Origin of the sequence: Paraburkholderia ferrariae NBRC 106233 (assembly GCF_000685035.1) — a bacterium.
Taxonomy (GTDB): domain Bacteria; phylum Pseudomonadota; class Gammaproteobacteria; order Burkholderiales; family Burkholderiaceae; genus Paraburkholderia; species Paraburkholderia ferrariae.
The window spans coordinates 123,972-138,880 of the sequence record NZ_BAYB01000029.1 but is presented as its reverse complement, the minus strand read 5'-3'; the positions used below and the strand labels follow the sequence as shown (position 1 = coordinate 138,880).

The 14,909-nt window shown below is 63.0% G+C and carries 13 protein-coding genes and 1 pseudogene; 10 read left to right on the top strand and 4 right to left on the bottom strand.

What is annotated here, in order from left to right; translation table 11 throughout:
- The 6 genes and pseudogenes from BFE01S_RS27495 to BFE01S_RS40405 all read left to right on the top strand — a co-directional run.
- A pseudogene (locus BFE01S_RS27495) lies at positions 1–499 on the top strand (Clp protease ClpC); the annotation flags it as partial.
- Between the two features lie 304 nt (positions 500–803).
- On the top strand, positions 804–3,080 hold the full coding sequence (locus BFE01S_RS27490; RefSeq protein ID WP_028228261.1) for an FdhF/YdeP family oxidoreductase: 2,277 nt from the start codon (positions 804–806) through the stop codon (positions 3,078–3,080).
- Between the two features lie 49 nt (positions 3,081–3,129).
- Positions 3,130–4,518 (top strand): cytochrome ubiquinol oxidase subunit I, encoded by a 1,389-nt coding sequence (locus BFE01S_RS27485; protein ID WP_028228260.1) that lies wholly within the window; start codon positions 3,130–3,132, stop codon positions 4,516–4,518.
- A 4-nt stretch (positions 4,519–4,522) separates the two neighbouring features.
- Positions 4,523–5,530: a cytochrome d ubiquinol oxidase subunit II gene (cydB, locus tag BFE01S_RS27480; RefSeq protein WP_028228259.1), complete on the top strand. Its 1,008-nt coding sequence runs from the start codon at positions 4,523–4,525 to the stop codon at positions 5,528–5,530.
- A gap of 50 nt (positions 5,531–5,580) precedes the next feature.
- Positions 5,581–6,492 (top strand): bestrophin family protein, encoded by a 912-nt coding sequence (locus tag BFE01S_RS27475; RefSeq protein ID WP_028228258.1) that lies wholly within the window; start codon positions 5,581–5,583, stop codon positions 6,490–6,492.
- A 141-nt stretch (positions 6,493–6,633) separates the two neighbouring features.
- The gene (locus BFE01S_RS40405; protein ID WP_042338720.1) at positions 6,634–7,605 is read left to right on the top strand and encodes a LysR family transcriptional regulator; all 972 of its coding nucleotides are present in this window, start codon (positions 6,634–6,636) and stop codon (positions 7,603–7,605) included.
- Between the two features lie 40 nt (positions 7,606–7,645).
- On the opposite strand, the gene BFE01S_RS27465 is transcribed toward BFE01S_RS40405, so the two are convergent.
- The 3 genes from BFE01S_RS27465 to BFE01S_RS46625 all read right to left on the bottom strand — a co-directional run bounded on the left by BFE01S_RS27465 (position 7,646) and on the right by BFE01S_RS46625 (position 10,002).
- On the bottom strand, positions 7,646–7,852 hold the full coding sequence (locus tag BFE01S_RS27465; protein WP_052421001.1) for a hypothetical protein: 207 nt from the start codon (positions 7,850–7,852) through the stop codon (positions 7,646–7,648).
- Between the two features lie 29 nt (positions 7,853–7,881).
- On the bottom strand, positions 7,882–9,342 hold the full coding sequence (locus BFE01S_RS27460; RefSeq protein WP_028228256.1) for a mechanosensitive ion channel: 1,461 nt from the start codon (positions 9,340–9,342) through the stop codon (positions 7,882–7,884).
- A 267-nt stretch (positions 9,343–9,609) separates the two neighbouring features.
- Positions 9,610–10,002, bottom strand: a complete 393-nt coding sequence (locus BFE01S_RS46625) for a DUF3331 domain-containing protein (RefSeq protein WP_169742674.1) — start codon at positions 10,000–10,002, stop codon at positions 9,610–9,612.
- 199 nt (positions 10,003–10,201) lie between these two features.
- Between BFE01S_RS46625 and BFE01S_RS27455 the strand changes: the two genes are divergently transcribed.
- On the top strand, positions 10,202–10,729 hold the full coding sequence (locus BFE01S_RS27455; protein WP_084170190.1) for a DUF1269 domain-containing protein: 528 nt from the start codon (positions 10,202–10,204) through the stop codon (positions 10,727–10,729).
- 131 nt (positions 10,730–10,860) lie between these two features.
- Here BFE01S_RS27455 and BFE01S_RS27450 read toward each other — a convergent pair whose 3' ends face one another.
- Positions 10,861–11,127 carry a DUF4148 domain-containing protein gene (locus tag BFE01S_RS27450; RefSeq protein ID WP_028228254.1) on the bottom strand — a complete coding sequence of 89 codons (267 nt, stop codon included), beginning with the start codon at positions 11,125–11,127 and terminating at the stop codon, positions 10,861–10,863.
- Between the two features lie 756 nt (positions 11,128–11,883).
- On the opposite strand from BFE01S_RS27450, the gene BFE01S_RS27445 reads away from it, so the two are divergent.
- The 3 genes from BFE01S_RS27445 (at position 11,884) to BFE01S_RS27435 (ending at position 14,891) form a co-directional block, all read left to right on the top strand.
- Positions 11,884–13,080, top strand: a complete 1,197-nt coding sequence (locus tag BFE01S_RS27445) for a porin (RefSeq protein ID WP_028228253.1) — start codon at positions 11,884–11,886, stop codon at positions 13,078–13,080.
- Positions 13,081–13,228: 148 nt separating this feature from the next.
- Positions 13,229–13,591 (top strand): BON domain-containing protein, encoded by a 363-nt coding sequence (locus BFE01S_RS27440; protein ID WP_028228252.1) that lies wholly within the window; start codon positions 13,229–13,231, stop codon positions 13,589–13,591.
- Between the two features lie 325 nt (positions 13,592–13,916).
- Positions 13,917–14,891 (top strand): LysR family transcriptional regulator, encoded by a 975-nt coding sequence (locus BFE01S_RS27435; protein ID WP_042338717.1) that lies wholly within the window; start codon positions 13,917–13,919, stop codon positions 14,889–14,891.
- The last annotated feature ends 18 nt before the right edge of the window (positions 14,892–14,909 follow it).

Genomic DNA, 14,909 nt, shown 5'->3' with positions numbered 1-14,909 from the left:
CCTCAAGGGCCACTTCCGCCCCGAGTTCCTGAACCGCATCGACGAAGTGATCGTGTTCCAAGCGCTCTCGAAGGAGAACATCCGCTCGATCGTGCAGATCCAGCTCGACCGCGTGGTGCGTACGGCAGCGGCGCAGGACATCACGCTGAAGATGAGCGATGCGCTCGTCGATCATCTGGTGGAGGTGGGTTATCAGCCCGAGTTCGGTGCACGCGAGCTGAAGCGGCAGATTCGCCAGCAAGTGGAGACGCGGCTCGCGAAGGAAATACTCGGCGACACATTGAAATCCGGCGATAGCGTGGAAATCGATTACGACAAGGACAGCGACGAAGTCCGGTTCAACAAGATATCGAGTGTGCTCAAGCCGAAACCTGAGAAAGCTGCCAATGGCGACGCCACGGCAGCGGACACGGAAAAGGCTGCGAGCGCCCCTGAAACCTCGGCAGGAAAGGGACGCAAGAAGCGCAGCGAACGTGAATCCGGCGCAAACGCCAAATAGCGGATAAATAGCGGTCAAATAGGCCAGATCGTGAATGGAAAGCCTGGCGGCGCCCCAGCATCCCGAATGATTTTTGACGAGGGGCGCCGCATTTCTTCACAGGTTTTTTATTCGATGTATTTTATTAAACATAACGAATTGACCAATTATTAGAATCGCATTCATTCTGGCTTGTTTAACCCTCTGAGTTCCCTACAATAAATCGCAGCAGCACGCGAGGGCTGTCCTTGCTTCTGCACGACTTCCTGCACCGCTACGGTTTCGACATTCTCCAGCGCATCTGGAGCAGCTCACGGAGTTTTCTATGACAAAGCAACGCGAAGTGCCGGGTGTGCGTCCCTATGACGGACCGGCCGGCGGATGGGGTGCGCTGCGGGCAACCGCGCAGGCGATTCACCAGCAGATGGAAAGCATCGAGGCGCCCATTACGTTGATGCGCACGAACCAGCCCGACGGCTTCGACTGCCCGGGTTGCGCATGGCCCGACAAGGAGCACCGCTCCACGTTCCAGTTCTGCGAGAACGGCGCCAAAGCCGTCACCTGGGAGGCCACGACCAAGCGCGTGCCGCCCGAATTCTTCGCGGCCAATACGGTCACGTCGCTCTTGCAGAAAACGGATTACGAACTCGAAGACATGGGCCGGCTCACGCACCCGCTCGTCTACGACCGTGCGACGGACACGTATCGCGCCGTGGAGTGGGAAGACGCCTTCGCGCGCATTGGCGAGATCCTGCGTTCGCTCTCGCCGGATCAGGTCGAGTTCTATACGTCGGGACGCGCCTCCAACGAAGCGGCCTTCCTCTATCAGTTGTTCGCGCGCGAGTACGGCACGAACAACTTCCCCGACTGCTCGAACATGTGCCACGAGCCGACCAGCGTGGGCCTGCCGCAATCGATCGGCATCGGCAAGGGCACCGTCTCGCTCGACGATTTCGATTCGACCGAACTGATCATCTCCATCGGCCACAACCCGGGCACCAATCACCCGCGCATGATGGGCACGCTGCACGAGGCCTCGCGCCGCAACGTCCCCATCATCGTTTTCAACCCCTTGCGGGAGCGCGCGCTCGAACGCTTTGCCGATCCGCAGAGCGTGGTCGAAATGGCCACCTTCGGCTCGACGCGCATTGCTTCCACTTACTTTCAGGTCGATGCCGGCGGCGACGCGGCCGCGCTCAAGGGGATCATGAAGGCGCTGCTCGCGATGGAAGCCGAAGAAGGCAACGTGCTCGACCATGCCTTCATCGCCAGGCACACGCAGGGCTTCGACGCCTTCGCGGCCGACCTCGAAGCCACCTCGTGGGACGACATCGAGAAGGCCAGCGGCCTCACGCGCCCCGATCTCGAACACGTGGCCCTCGCCTATGCGAAGTCGAACGCGACGATCGTCACCTACGGCATGGGCATCACCCAGCACAACAAGGGCACCGCCAATGTGCGCCTGATCGCCGACCTGCTCCTCCTGCGCGGCAACTACGGCAAGCCCGGCGCCGGCATCTGTCCGCTGCGCGGGCACTCCAACGTGCAGGGCAATCGCACGGTGGGCATCACCGAAAAACCTTCGGAATCGTTTCTCAAGCTGATCGAAGACGCCTGCGGCTTCACGCCGCCCGCCGGGCACGGCCACGACGCAGTCCAGGCCATGCAGGCCATGATCGACGGCAAATCGAAAGCGCTGATCTGCCTGGGCGGCAACTTCGCGGTGGCGCTGCCCGACTCCGGGCAGTCCTTCCCCGCCATGGCGCAGCTCGATCTGGGCGTGCACATCGGCACGAAGCTCAACCGCACACACCTGCTGGTCTCGAAGGAGACCTATCTTTTTCCGTGCCTCGGACGCACCGAACTGGACATGCAGGCAAGCGGCAGGCAATCGATCACCGTGGAAGACTCGATGTCCATGGTGCACGCATCCGCCGGCAAGCTCACGCCCGCCTCGGAGCACCTGCGCTCGGAGCCGGCCATCGTGGCCGGCATGGCGCGCGCCACGCTGGAGCAAAGCAAGCTGCCGTGGATGGAACTCGTTGCGGACTACGACAAGATCCGCGATCTGATCGAGCGCGTGATTCCCGGCTTCGAAGACTTCAACGACCGCATCAGGCAGCCGGGCGGATTCCGCCTGCCCCTGCCGCCCACCGAGCGCGTGTGGCACACGCCCTCCGGCAAGGCGCAGTTCTCCGTCTATGGCGGCGTGAAGGAAGACGCCGACGTGCTGGGCGCGCAAGACGTGCTGCGCCTCATCACGATCCGCAGTCACGACCAGTACAACACGACCATCTACGCACTCGACGACCGCTATCGCGGCGTATTCGGCCGCCGCGACGTGCTGTTCATGAACGAAGAGGACATGGCCGCGCAGGGGATCGAGCACGGCGACCTCGTCGATATCGAAACGGTCACGCCGGGCCGCACGCTGTACCTGAAAGGCATCACGGCAATCGTCTACAGCATCGCGAGGGGCTCCGTCGCGGCGTACTACCCGGAAGCCAACGTGCTGGTTCCGTTGGACTATATTGACAAAGAGAGCGGTACGCCGTCGTACAAATCCGTGCCCGTGCGCGTAGTGCGCGCCGCCACGAACTAGCCGCCGCGCGGGACCGCCCATGCAGGTAACACTGGAGCGCTAAACCATCATGCAGATCTTCGACGCATTTCATCTGGCGAGGCTCCAGTTTGCATTCACGGTCTCGTTTCATATCGTCTTTCCGGCCATCAGCATCGGCATGGCGAGCTTTCTCGCGGTGCTCGAATGGCGCCTGCTGCTGACCGGCGACGCCGCCTACAAAGACATGTACCGCTTCTGGTCGAAGATCTTCGCGGTGGGCTTCGGCATGGGCGTGGTGTCCGGTGTGGTGATGGCCTACGAGTTCGGCACGAACTGGAGCGGCTTTTCCACGGTGGCGGGCAACATCACGGGCCCGCTCCTGACCTACGAAGTGCTCACGGCGTTCTTCCTCGAAGCGGGCTTTCTCGGCGTGATGCTGTTCGGCTGGAACCGCGTGAGCCCGCGCGGGCACTTCTTCGCCACCGTCATGGTGGCGATCGGTACGCTGATCTCCACGTTCTGGATTCTCGCCTCGAACAGCTTCATGCAGACGCCGCAGGGCTACGCGATGGAGAACGGCCGCATCGTGCCGGTGGACTGGTTCAAGGTGATCTTCAACCCGTCGTTCCCGTTCCGGCTTGCGCATATGACCATCGCCGCCTTTATCGTGGCCGCGTTCATCGTGGCCGCATGCGGCGCCTGGCATCTGCTGCATGGCCGGCGCGACGTGCCGGTCAAGCGCAGCTTTTCGATGGCGCTCGGCATCCTGCTCGTACTCGCGCCCGTGCAGATCCTGGTGGGCGACGCGCACGGCCTGAACACGCGCGAATACCAGCCGGCCAAGATCGCGGCTATCGAAGGGCTCTGGGAAACCGAGCGCGGCGGCACGGCGCTGAACCTGATCGGCTTTCCGGACATGAATGCCGAAGTCACGCGCTATGCCATCAAGATTCCGCATCTGGGCAGCCTGATTCTCACGCATAGCTGGAATGGCGAGATTCGCGGCCTCAAGGAATTCCCGCCCGAGGACCGCCCGTACTCGCCCATCATCTTCTGGACCTTCCGCCTCATGGCGGGCCTCGGCATGCTGATGCTGCTCACCGCGGTGCTGGGGCTGTGGCTGAGGCTGCGCGGGCGCCTGTACGAGACGCGCTGGTACCAGTGGCTCGTGTTCTGCATGGGGCCATCGGGCATCGTGGCGCTCCTCGCGGGCTGGATCACGACCGAGGTGGGCCGCCAGCCCTGGACCGTTTATGGCGTGTTTCGCACGGTGGATTCGGTGTCGCCCATCGGCGCCCAGCAGGCCGGCGTTTCGCTGCTGATTCTCGTGATCGTGTATTTCCTGGTGTTCGGCACGGGGGTCTACTACATGCTGAAGATGATGAAGAAGGGACCAGGAGAGGGCATAGAGAGCGGCGAGTCGCTCAAGTACCCCGGCTTGCACAACCGCACCCTCGACGCCGTGACGGGAGACTGACGCCATGCAAATCGATCTCCCCGTTATCTGGGCGGCCATCATCGGTCTCGGCGTTTTCATCTACGTCATGCTGGACGGCTTCGATCTCGGCATCGGCCTGCTATTCCCGTTCTTCGAGGGCAAAGGCGAGCGCGAGGTGATGCTCAACACCGTCGCGCCCGTGTGGGACGGCAACGAAACCTTTCTCGTGCTGGGCGGTGCGGGACTCTATGGCGCCTTTCCCGTCGTTTACTCCACGCTGCTGCCCGCGAACTACATGCCGCTCATGTTGATGCTGGTCGGGCTGATCTTCCGCGGCGCGGCGTTCGAACTGCGCGCGAAGGCCACGCGCACGCAGCACGCGTGGGATCTCGCGTTCATCGGCGGCTCGGCGCTGGCTGCGATGTGCCAGGGCATCGTGCTGGGGTCGCTGCTGCAGGGCATCCATATCGAGAACGACCGCTTTGCGGGCGACCCGTTCGACTGGTTCTCTCCGTTCAGCGTGTTCTGCGGTTTCGGTGTCCTGATCACTTATGCCACGCTCGCCTGCGGCTGGCTCATCCTCAAGACGGAAGGCGATCTGCAACGCAAGATGCGGCTCCTCATGCGCCCGCTCGCGGGCGTGCTGCTCGCGGCGATCGTGATGGTGAGCCTGTGGACGGTGCTGGGCTTGCCGGCAGTGGAAGCCCGCTGGTTCGCAAGCGGCAACCTGGGCTGGTTCCTGCCGGTTCCGGTGCTCGTGGTGGCCTGCGTGTGGGGCATCTTCCGCACGCTGCGGCTCGAACACGAAGCCACGCCCTTCGTTCTCACGCTTGCGATCTGCTTCCTCGGCTTCACGGGGCTCGTCATCAGCATCTGGCCGAACATCATTCCGCCCTCGCTCACGATCTGGCAAGCCTCGTCGAGCCATTCGAGCCAGCTCTTCGCGCTCGTGGGCACCGTGATCGTGCTGCCGGTCATTCTGGTCTACAACGCCATGCAGTACCGCGTGTTCCGCGGCAAGGTGCGCGAAGGGGATGCCGGCTATCACTGATACCGGCAACCCATACCCACGATTCGATAAACGATAACCGTGCTCGCTTCATGATTGTCCGGCCCAAGGAAAACTGGTTCCGCCTGCTGTTCGTCTGGAACGGCTCCGTGCTGCCATCGATCATTCCGCAATTGATCTTCATGGCCGTCGTCAGCAGCCTCGCCGTGTTGACGCACGGTCGCGTGCTGGGGGAAAAGATTCCGCTCAACACGGCACCGTTCACGCTGTTCGGCGTCGCGCTCGCCATCTTTCTGGCGTTTCGCAACAACGCCAGCTACGAGCGCTTCAACGAGGCCCGCCATCTGTGGGGCAGCCTGCTGATCGCCTCGCGCGCGCTCACCTCGGAGCTCCTCTGCTACGTGCCCGAACGCGCAGACACGCTGCGGATTGCCCAGCGCCTGATCGGCTTCGTCTATGCGCTCAAGCACGAATTGCGCGGGAGCGACCCCACCGAAGACTTCCAGCGCCTGCTCGGTCCACAGGAGACCGAACTGTTGCGCGATCACTGCTACAAGCCCGTGGCGATACTCAACGAGATCCGCCGCGACGTGGCCAGCCCCTGCCAGCGCGTCCACACCTCCGACACGAAGCTCTGGATGCTGAACACGGAGATCAACGAACTCGGCAAGGTGGTGGGCGGCTGCGAACGCATTGCCTCCACGCCCATCCCGTTCGCCTACAACGTGCTGCTGCACCGTACCGTCTATGCCTATTGCGTTCTGCTGCCGTTCGGTCTCGTCGATTCGACCGAATTTTTCACCCCTCTCCTTTGCGTCTTCATCTCTTACACGCTGATCGCGCTCGAAGCCATTGCGAGCGAAGTGGCCGAGCCCTTCAGCACCGCGCCCAACGCGCTTGCGCTCGATGCGATGTCACGCAATATCGAGCGCTCCATACTCGAACTCTGTGGCTGCCCGGTCCCGGCACCGGTTGCACCGGTACGGCCTTACCAGCTCTCTTGAGCCCGACACCCGCATTCACCCTGAACACGCGCAGCGCATGCCATCGAGGAACGCTTCCTCAAGCCACGATATGACCGAACTACCCCGCTTTGCCTTTGCAACGCCGCGCACCTGCCCCGCCCCGGTTTGCGGAGCCTGCCTGTGAATCTACTGGAAGCCATGCGCATTTACGTTCGCGCGGTGGAGCGCGGCAGCATTTCCAGTGCGGCACGAGACCTGAATATCGGCCAGCCCGCCGCGAGCGAGAGGATCGAGCGCCTCGAAAAGTACCTCGGTTGCCGTCTTCTGCTGCGCAATGCGCGCACGTTCAAATGCACGCCGGAAGGCGAGATTTTCTACGAGCGCAGCAAGAAGATCCTCTCCGCCGCGGAGCAGGCGATTGCAGACGTTTCGAGCGACGGACAGGTTCTGCGGGGCGCCATTCGCATCGGCGCCCCGCATTGCCTCGGCGAGATGATCCTGCCGGAAGCGCTGAGGCTCGTGCGCGAAGCGTATCCGCAACTGAACATCGACCTTGCCCTGAGCGACCGGACCATCGATCTCGTCACCGAGGGCGTGGATATCGCGTTTCGCCAGGGGCAGGTGGGCGAAGGCGCCTTCTTCGCTTTCCGTCTCGGACAGGTGGAGCGCACGCTCGTCGCGTCCCCGGCCTACCTCGCGCGGCACGCGCCGATCAAGGCCCCCGCGGACCTCATCGACCATCCGTTCATCCGCCTCAAAGGCACCTTCGGCGCAGACCAGCTGCCGCTCGTCGACTCCGCCGCCACGCGGGAAAGCGTGGCGATCCGCACGGCCATCACCACCAATCACTGGAAAGCGATGTACCGGATGATCGGCGAAGGCCTGGGCATCGGCGTGATCGAGCGGTTCGCCTGCGTGGACGCGCTCGCGAGCGGCAAGCTGGTGCTGCTGCTGCCGGACTATGGCGTGCCGCCCCAGGATCTGCACGTGCTGACCCGCGCCCAGCGCCCGATTCCGGCGCGTGTGCGAATGGTGGTCAACATCATGAAAGAGTGCGTGCCGGAACTCCTTGGCACGCTGGGCTCCGGCGGCAGAGCGAAGGCGGAAGCGGAAGCGGGCGGCGCCGAAACAGCCGGGGACGGGTCGCCTTGAACGTGGGCCGCCGCGGCCCGCGGTAGCTGCACTAGTTGCATTAGCTGCCGAGTTCCTGAAACACGTGGCCGTTCGCATCGAGGCTCTTGAGCATGCCCGGGTCGAGCTCGCTTTGCCAGACATGTCCTGAGAACTGCCAGTCTTTGGTATCGACGAGATCCGGCAGCCCCATGCCCTTGCGCACGTAAAGACCGAGCGTGGGCTTGAGGAGATTGATGTAGAAGTCGAACTCCTGCTGCTGTTCCATGACGTCCCCCATGCCGAGGCTCGCGAAGCTCAATGCGACGAACGATCGCTCAACCAGCGGTCGAGCAGCTTGCCGGCCGCCTCGCATCCGCCCAGACCGAATGCGAGGGCGACGGCAACCGCAATCGCGCCCAGCACCAGCCCGAAGGCCAGTTGCACGATCTCGTTGGCAATGCCCATGGCGCGCAGCCCCATCGCGAATACGAGCCCCAGGATGGCGAACTGCGCGATCCGCGAGAACAGCATGCTGTGGTCGCCTTCGGCCTGCTGGATCACCCGCCGCGCGAGGTCCGCCAGCCAGTATCCGATCACGAGTATCACCGCGCCCATGAGCACGTGGCCGCCGAACTCGATGAACAAGGTAACGATGTCGCGCACCTGCGTAAAGCCAAGCCGGTTGGCCGCTTCCACGACCGCGAACAACATCGAAAAGAAAACGATCAGCCGCGAAGCAAGCACGGAAGGCAGCAGCATGCCGGTGAATACGCCACCCACGCCCAGCAGTCCCGGCAGACCGTCCGCGCCGGCCGCCACCAGCAGGCTGCGAATGAGCGAAGCCGCGAAGCGCGCGACATAGAACGTGACGAGCAGGATCACGATGGCCGCGATGATGTCCGGCACGGCGCCCAAGAACTGGCCCAGCATGTCGGTGGCCGGCCGCGAGATGGCGTCGATGTGCAACGCGTCGAGTGCGGCGATCAGGGTCGGCACGAACACGAAGAGATACACCAGCGTGCCCACGAGGTTCGACAGCTTGATCGACGTGGGACTGCCCACCTCCTTCGGCAGACGGTCCGCGCCGGCGGCCACGAGCAGGTTGACAACGAGGCCGCGCAGCACGCGCGCCACGACCCAGCCCACGCAGCCGATCACGGCCGCCGCAAAGAGGTTCGGCACGATGGCGAGCAGCCGGTCTATCATCGCCTGCACGGGCGCGAGCAGGCCCGAGAGCGCGAACGCGGAGAGTATGGCGGGCAGAAACAGCAGAATGACGAGCCAGAACAGCAGATCGCCCAGATAACCGCTCGCGGGCTTCACGCCGGCGCTATCGGAAAGCCGCTCGTCGAACCGCGTGGCCCGCAGCGCGCGCCGCACGACGCTGCGCAACACCAGCGCGATCAGCCACGCGATCAGCGTGAGTGCCGCGCCGGCGACGAGATCAGGCAGATAGCCCACGATCTGCGCGAGCAGTTGCGAAAGCGGACTCGATACGTCGGTCAAGTCGAGGACATTGAATATCCCCACCGCCGTCACGAGCAGAATGAGCCAGAACAGGCCGCTCGCAATGAGCGTTTCGACAAAGGCGCCCTGCCCCGCGCTCTCCGCTATGCGTTCGTCGACCTTCAGCGCCGAAAGCAGCTTGCGAACCCCGGCGCGGGCCAGCGACGCCACGATCCAGCCCACGATGAGGATGCCGATGGCTGCCGCCACGCGAGGCAGGTAGCCGCCCAGCGACGATTGCAATGCCGCAAGAAAATTGGATGCGTCCATTTTTTTTCTCGATCCAGGTTAGTCGTCAGACTACGGCTTACGTATTGCAGCATCGTTGCACTGTCCGATATCAGCTATCGCATGGCGTACCTTTCGCGCGCCGGGACGGACCGCTACCATTCGCACCGGAGCCTTTGCCCCACGGCGGCGGCTCCCATAGTGTCGGCCCTCCCTCTCCCCAAAGCGCCCCTGCTTTGGGGACTTTTTTTCGCCTTTAATTCACGGGATTTTTTCGCCTTCGGCTCGCGAGATTCCTTCGCCTTCGGCTCACGCCGTCTTCAAAGCCGATGCCAGAACGGCCCATCCGTCGTTCACGGATTTCAGCTTCCTCGATAGTGGGCGAAAAACGCGATCCCCGCGTCGAATATGAGCACCCGTCAAGGCGCATACCCCGCCTCTGCGGGCAATGCAGAGCCGCCAGGGCTGCTCCGAGTATCGGCCGCTGGTCGAATCGCTCCACGACACCGAAACAAGGTTATCGGACCACGCTTCCACGATCGCCAGCCGGGCATGACCGGTAGGAGTGGTCCGCGCGGCTGCTTTGCCTCGCGCGGCACAGGCGTCGCGGGACGTATCCTTGCGCGGGCTTCGCGGGACGCTTGCGCCGCTCAGCAGATCGAGCGTGTACTGCCAGGCATCCACGGCACTCGGTTCTCGCATCTTCGGCCTCCCAGTCGTCACGATTGCGCACATTCGCCTGCAGATTACGTGGTCCATTCTCCGCGTGGATTCGCACTCCAAAATATATGACAGGATTGCTACCAGAGCGAGAGAGAGAACGAACCCCGTTTTATCGCATGCTAGCACCCGGGGTCCGGAAAATGATCCGCGGCCGCTCCGATACTATGAATTGGACGAAATGACACTACGGCTGCTGCGTCGATTGACTACTCTCTACTATAGACAAGGTGACGACCGGCAGGAGGACAGCGTGGCGAACACTCTGATTGTGGCCGTATTCGGAACACTCGACATTGCCGAAAAAGCGTGCCGGGACTTCAAGGACGCGGCCGAAAAAGGCCAGGGATTCGTCATACACAGCGGCGTGGTGGCGGGAAAGGACGCGTCGGGCAAGCTCACCATCCTCGACGAACAAACGCGGTCTTTCTGGGGCACGGCTATCGGTGCGCTAACCGGGGCGTTGATCGGCCTGCTGGGCGGCCCGGCAGGTTCGGCACTGGGATTGACTGCCGGCGCCAGTGCCGGGCTCGCCGCACACGCGCTTCATGACCTGATCGACAGCGAACTGGTGAAATCGGTTTCGGCGAAACTCGCGCCCGGCACGGCAGCCGTCATTCTGGAGGCCGAAGAACCGTCGCCATTCGTGGTCGATAACGTCGTTACCGGCTACGGCGGCAGTGTACATCGCCAGCCGTTGTCCGATTAGGGGTGGATTCGAGACCGCCGGCGATACGGAGAAGCTAGCCACAATGCGAACGGGCCGCCCTTGGGCGGCCCGCTGCGTCATGATGTGCCAGGAAGCGTCCAGCGCTTCCTGCTTTGCGCCCTCGCTCGCGATTACTTCGCGACGCCGGCTTGCGACGACCCGTCCGTCGCAGCGCCGTACGCGGCATTCGATTGCGCCACGCGCGCTTGCGCAGTCTGAATGTCCGCAGTGAAGGTGCGCGGGTTCATGCGTGCCGGGTTGTAGCCAGCCTGCTCGACCTGAATCATTTCGTTGCGCACCTGGGCGCGCGTCAGCCCTTCGCTGGACTGGGCAAACGACGTAACGGGAACGGCAAGCGCGGCAGCCAGGGCGGCGGCAACAACGAGAGAAGTCTTCATGATGAACGCTCCGGAAAGGGAATGAGGCAGTTCCGTTCAGGAACCTTGGACCAGAGTGTATAAGTAGCCGCCCCTAGAGAAAAACCCTGATATAACGAATTCAGTGTTCTTCTAAACGTGACAATCAAACGTGCGCATCAAGCGGTCTGTACTGTCCCGGATAGCGGGACACCCCCTTACAGCACGAAAGAAATTAACACGCAGGCGATCTCTAATCAGCCAGATTAATTCGCTCGCCTTGCTACTTCCCATAGCGCCCCGCCATTGAACGACCGCGCGGCCGATTCTCGCCGCTATTCTTCTGTCGGCCAGGCGCAATTCAATTCGCCAATCAATGTATCCGAAATATAAATATTCGTTCATTTATCAATGGCCGAAATATCCCACATCAAAACAGAGAGAGCAATAGAGACTAACGTTGCAAAACACATCGCACCTCGAATCCCGTCTAAAAAACAATGACTTGCCTAGATTAAGAATTTTTTATCCGGAATATCCCCCGCAATTCCATTGCAATTTGGAGACAATCAGGCAAACCGGCTAATTCCCCCCTCGCCTCGCCGGATTCCCTTTGATACATTTGTTGTGAAAATAAACAAATAAAAGCTCGAGAAAGTAGTTTCGCTCCCTGAAAGCGGCAACAGCGCCACGCCAAACCGGGATCGCTACTTTCAGTCAGGCCGCTTCGCTCACGGCGCAAGCCAGTGAGTAAAGTTAGTAGTACTACAACCCAACTTTCAAGGTATGGAGGAGAGAATGAAGAAGGCTTTGCTCGCCGCGGCGCTCATGTCTGCGGGGATCGTTGCGCACGCCCAGAGCAGCGTTACGATGTACGGCCGGCTCGACGCCGGTATCCAGTATCGCCAGGGCATTCCGGGCGGCAATGCGGTTCAGATGGAAAGCGGCGACTGGGGCGAATCGGAATTCGGCCTGAAGGGTGCGGAAGACCTCGGCGGCGGCACGAAGGCGATCTTCAAGCTCGAAATGGGCCTGAACGTGATGAACGGCAACTATCAGAACGGTTCGCTGTTCGGCCGCGAAGCGCGTGTGGGCCTGACGAACGACAACTACGGTACGTTCAAGATCGGCTATGCCGGCGCCTCCGAAATCATTCAGGACAGCTGGGATATCGACCCGCAGCTCATGCAGCAGTATGCAATCGCCACGCTCGTGCGCGGCCGCAACTGGGCACAGGCCGGCAACAGCGTGGAATACACCTCGCCGCTCCTCGCCGGCCTCACCCTGAAGGGCCAATACGATCTGGCCAACAGCGCGAACTGGAACGGCAACGGCGGCTCGGGCAGCGCGCCGGGCCAGCTCGGCAACACCTCGGGCTTCGGCAGCGGCCAGGGCCGCTCGGACGGCTTCAAGGCCCAGTACAACGCATCGAGCTTCGAACTGCAGGCGCTCTACGACGAAATCCGCGACCCGTACGGCCGCTTCAGCAACGTCTATCTGTACTCGCGTTCGATCATGGCGGGCGGCACCTACACGCTCGGCCCGGTCAAGCTCTATGCGGGCTACCAGCACCTCTCGGCGCCCGACGCCGACGAGGCCGGCTACGACGGTGCAGCTTCGCCGGGCGGCGCGAGCCTCCCGACCGCGGTGGATCACGAGTGGGGCGGCGCCGCCTGGCAGCTCTCGGCCGCCACGGCGCTTACGGCAGCCGTCTATCACGCCAACGCCAATAACGGCAACGGCAACGCCACGCTGTACACGCTCGCCGGCACCTACAACCTGTCCAAGCGCACCTTCTTCTACACCGAGCTCGGCTACATCCACAACAGCTCGACGTCGAACATCGGCCTCGGCAACGGTTACGCCGATCCGTACGGCGCGAGCGGCGCGTCCAACGCCAGCGGCGGCGGCGCAGTGGGCGGCGGCATCAACGAAGGCCCGGGCTACGGTCACAGCCAGTTCGCTGCGAACGTCGGCATCATGACGCAGTTCTGATGCCGCACCGAGGCAGTTGACGAAGAAGCCATGACCGGATCGTGACGCGCAAGGCTGGACCCGCGTGCAACGCGCACAACGGCCGCTTTCCGCGCCACGTCACCGAATACGCAAGTAACGACGAATCTACAGGGCAAGGAGAATCGATATGAAGGCAATCCATGTCGCCAAGGCAGCCACCGCGGCATTCGCGCTGACGCTGGCCCTCGGTGCATACGCACAGGCCAGTTCGGCCGACGCGAACGCCACGGCCCCGGCGGCAGCCGCCCCGGCTTCGCCCAAGGCAGCGAAGGCGGCGAACCGCGCGCTCGTGAAGAAGGTGCGTCATGCACTGGCGCGCACGAAAGGTCTCGACCCCACGCATGTCTACGTGAAGGCCGTCAACGGCGCCGTGACGCTCACGGGCAACTGCGTCAGCCAGGAGCAGATCAATCTCGCCGGCGAGGTGGCCCAGAAGGTGGACGGCGTGAGCTCGCTCACCAACAGCCTGAGCGTGAAAACGCCGCAGTAATCGCCGGGCCGTTAGCGCAAGAGGCGGCGTTCGCGCCGCCTCTTGCATTTGCGGCGCACGCTGCCCCATGCAGGGTCCATGGCCGCACTCTGTTTCAATTCGATGACACAGGTTTAATGCGCAACCTGCTGCAACTTCAGCGAGTGTCCGGCTTGAGCAGCCGATAATCGGATCGGTCGATAGCAAGGACCGTGCGGGACGATGCAGAACCGTGCGCTGCACGCCGCATCGCCGGCCGAAAGACGCGAGACCTACCGCACGCAGGAACGCCCCGCGCATTCGCCAATGCGCCTGACTCCAGCGCGTCACTCTCAGCGGGTTGCCCATGAATCAGCTTCAAGCAATGCGCGTGTTCACGAAGGTCGTGGATCTGAGCAGCTTCGGCCTCGCCGGCAAGCAGCTCGGCATGTCCGCCGCCGCGGTTACGCGCAGCATCGGCATGCTCGAAGCGCATCTGAACATGCGCCTCCTGAACCGCTCCACGCGATCGCTTTCGCTCACCGAAGCCGGTCAGCTCTATCTGGACGGCTGCCGCGCCGTGCTCGAAAAGCTCGACGATATGGAGTCCGAACTCGTTCGTACCACGCGCGACCCGAGCGGCGTGCTGCGCATTGCCTCGCATTCGATCTTCGCGGGGCCGGACTTCGCCACGCTCCTCGGGGCCTACCGGCGCACCAATCCACGCGTCGATTTCGACGTCACGGTGTTCGAGTCGCACCTGGACCTCATCGAGGGCGGCTTCGACCTGTGCTTCGCCATCGACCGCCAGCCCGTCAACACCACGCTCGTGCGGCGCGATCTCACGTCGATCCGCGAGATCGCCGTCGCTACGCCCGCCTATCTCTCGCGTCGCGGCGCGCCGCATACGCCGCTCGATCTTGCCGGGCACGATCTGCTGGTCGCGGCCAACGGGCCGCGCACATGGGAGTTCGGCAGCCAGGAGGCCAATCACCGCGTGGCGGCGAACGGGCCACTGGTGGCGAACGGCTACGCCACGGTGCGCGCCGCGGCACTGGCCGACATGGGCATCGGCGTGCTACCGCTCCCCTATGTTGCCGAAGACCTCGCGTGCAGCCGCCTGATGCCCGTTCTCAACCAGTATGCGATCAACGGCGGCGAGCGCGCGCTCTCGCTCGTCTATCCCGGCCGCAGCTATCTGAGCATCAAGGTGCGCAACTTCATCGACTTCGCCGTGGAGCGCTTTCGCGCCGCGACCTCGCCGGCCTCGCCGGCCTCGTCGGCTTCAGCAACCTCGGCGCCCTCGCCCGCTTCGCTGCAGCCCGGGCATGCCGCGGCATGACGCTGCAAGCGGCCCTCA